Genomic DNA, 1,309 nt, shown 5'->3' with positions numbered 1-1,309 from the left:
TTTAGCTCCTATTTCTGCTAACGCAAATGAGATAAATCTCAATGAAATTTCAAACTATTCTAATGTAGAAAGTATTGATTTTGTTAACTCTTTCAATAATGATGGACTCAAAGAAAGTCCCTTATTAGCTGGTGGTGAAGGCCTTGTAGATACTCCAGCTGACTCTTTTTCATCAACAACATCAGCAGAATTCGGTTCTACATTCTACGTAGGTACTATTGACGAAGGAGATGATGGTGGAGTAACAACATTCACCTATGATTTCGCAATGGATTTGAGTACATCATTCACTGGTGAAGATTCATTGGCTGTAGCTGTCATTGGTGGTAACGCAGGTACAACAGCTGTTGATGATGTCATGGGTGGAGACGGAACAGAAGACATCTTAACTCTTGATGGTGTTTCTTATACTTTCCCACTTGGTGGTTTCACAGTAACCGCTGGAGACGGTGTTGGAGTTGATGATCTTAACACTGGCGCTTGTGCTTACAGTGCATTTACAGACACTATTAGTGATTGTGGTACATCAAGCGTTGGTGGAGAGGCTGATTCAGCAGTAGCTGTATCTTATGACTTCGGTAATGGATTCACAGCAGCTGGTGGAGTAGGTTTTGCTACTGAAGCTACTGGTGTATTATCTGATGAAGATGCTAGTACTATCGGTTTAGAAGCTGCTTATACAGCTGATACTTATGGTGTTTCACTTGCTTACACAGATAATGATGAAGCTGGTGGAGATACATCATTTTATAGTATCCAAGCTTCATACACACCTGACGCACCTTATTCAGTAAGTGCTGGATACGAATTTGATGATGATGATGCTGACAGTATTTTCTTAGGTCTTACAACTGAAGTTGGTCCTGGATCATTAAGTCTTGGTGCATCAACACAAGAATTAGCTGATGATCATGATGACAACTACATGTATGAACTTGCTTATTCATATGATGTCAATGATGGCATGACTGTTACACCAGGTCTATTCATAATTGAAGACGCTGATGATGACGAGTTTGGAATGGTTGTTACAACAAGCTTTAGCTTCTAAGTTTATTTAAATAATTTTAAATTAACTTTTTAATTAAAAAGAGACCTGCCTATATGTGCAGGTCTTTTTTTATGACTCTTTTTATTTTGTCTGTTAACAACTACCAAAAAAAGAAAAACGTACTATTATAAGTATTGTAATCCTGTGTGAGGACAAACAGATGAAGCTTTTTCAGCGTTTGCTGGTAGCTCCAGCAGCTTTAGGTTTTTTAGCTCCTATTTCTGCTAACGCAAATGAGATAAATCTCAATGAAATTTC

The 1,309-nt window shown here is 37.9% G+C and carries 1 protein-coding gene; it reads left to right on the top strand.

All coding sequences use genetic code 11. The features are described 5' to 3' along the window. Positions 1 to 1,051, top strand: a 1,051-nt coding sequence (locus tag EV02_RS0109090) for a porin (RefSeq protein WP_032520587.1), incomplete at its 5' end; no start/stop codon positions are given. Between the last annotated feature and the right edge of the window lie 258 nt (positions 1,052 to 1,309).

It is taken from the genome of Prochlorococcus marinus str. SB, from assembly GCF_000760115.1.
In the GTDB taxonomy this organism is placed as follows: domain Bacteria; phylum Cyanobacteriota; class Cyanobacteriia; order PCC-6307; family Cyanobiaceae; genus Prochlorococcus_A; species Prochlorococcus_A marinus_D.
The sequence above is the reverse complement of the archived record's forward strand: the minus strand, read 5'-3'. Positions and strand labels throughout refer to the sequence as shown.